General features: G+C 55.9%; 1 protein-coding gene. It reads left to right on the top strand.

What is annotated here, in order from left to right; genetic code table 11:
- Window positions 1-1,614, top strand: a 1,614-nt coding sequence (locus CLV98_RS23590) for a beta strand repeat-containing protein (protein ID WP_374755209.1), incomplete at both ends; no start/stop codon positions are given.

Here is a 1,614-nt window from a genome sequence, read left to right on the forward strand (position 1 = left end):
CGGAGCGCAGACGGTGGTAGTTCCTTATGTTACGATCGACAACGCCGGAGTCCCGTCTGTTACTCCTGGTAGCGTGACGGCGGGCTTTACGGTAGCGGTGAGTGTATCTGGAAACGTGTTTAACGACCCCGATGCCTTGAATGTCAATAACAGTTCAGGAGATGCCAACCTCGTACCTGCCGGTATGACGGCCATCCTGGTGGACAATACGACGGGCTTGGTAACGGCCAACACGGCGGTAGGAACCGACGGTGTGTTCGACTTCGGCAACGTATCGCCAGGCGACTACACAGTAGTGTTGAGTACCACAGCGGGTACCATCGGCAGCACGCCTCCCGCCACCGACCTACCTGCGGGCTGGCTGAATACGGGCGAGTTTACGGGGACCCCCGATAGTGGCAACGACGGCAGCGTCAATGGAAGTAGCGAAGTATTTACAGTTACGGCCACCGACGTTACGAACGTTAACTTTGGGATCCAGCAGCCGCCTACGGCCAATGTGGTGGTGATCCCTACGGTACCGAACCCTGGCGGAACGATCGCTACGGACTTTACCAGCAGCTTTGGTGGCGATGACCCCACGACGAATGGTATAGTAGCTTCCTTGAAGATCACCGAGTTCCCAACGAATGCCACGAGCATTAGCATCGACGGGGTACTTTATAGCGATCTGACGAGCATCGAAACGGCATATCCCAATGGTATCCCAACGGATGCTTCTGGTGTACCGACGGTGCCTATCCTGGTAGATCCTACCGACGGAGCGCAGACGGTGGTAGTTCCGTATGTTACGATCGACAACGCTGGAGTAGCGTCTGTTACTCCTGGTAGCGTGACGGCGGGCTTTACGGTAGCGGTGAGTGTATCTGGAAACGTGTTTAACGACCCCGATGCCTTGAATGTCAATAACAGTTCTGGAGATGCAAACCTAGTACCTGCCGGAATGACGGCGATTTTGGTCGACAACACGACGGGCTTGGTAACGGCCAACACGTCGGTAGGAACCGACGGTGTGTTCGACTTCGGCAACGTATCGCCAGGCGACTACACAGTAGTGTTGAGTACCACAGCGGGTACCATCGGCAGCACGCCTCCCGCCACCGACCTACCTGCAGGCTGGCTGAATACAGGCGAGTTTACGGGGACCCCCGATAGTGGCAACGACGGCAGCGTCAATGGAAGCAGCGAAGTGTTTACAGTTACGGCCACCGATGTTACGAACGTTAACTTCGGGATCCAGCAGCCGCCTACGGCCAATGTGGTGGTGATTCCAACGGTACCGAACCCTGGCGGAACGATCGCCACGGACTTTACCAGCAGCTTCGGCGGCGATGACCCCACGACGAATGGTATAGTAGCTTCCTTGAAGATCACCGAGTTCCCAACGAATGCCACGAGCATTAGCATCGACGGGGTACTTTATAGCGATCTGACGAGCATTGAAACGGCATATCCTAATGGTATCCCAACTGATGCTTCTGGTGTACCGACGGTGCCTATCCTGGTAGATCCTACCGACGGAGCGCAGACGGTGGTAGTTCCTTATGTTACGATCGACAACGCTGGAGTAGCGTCTGTTACTCCTGGTAGCGTGACGGCGGGCTTTACGGTAGC

Origin of the sequence: Dyadobacter jejuensis (assembly GCF_003149085.1) — a bacterium.
GTDB lineage: Bacteria > Bacteroidota > Bacteroidia > Cytophagales > Spirosomataceae > Dyadobacter > Dyadobacter jejuensis.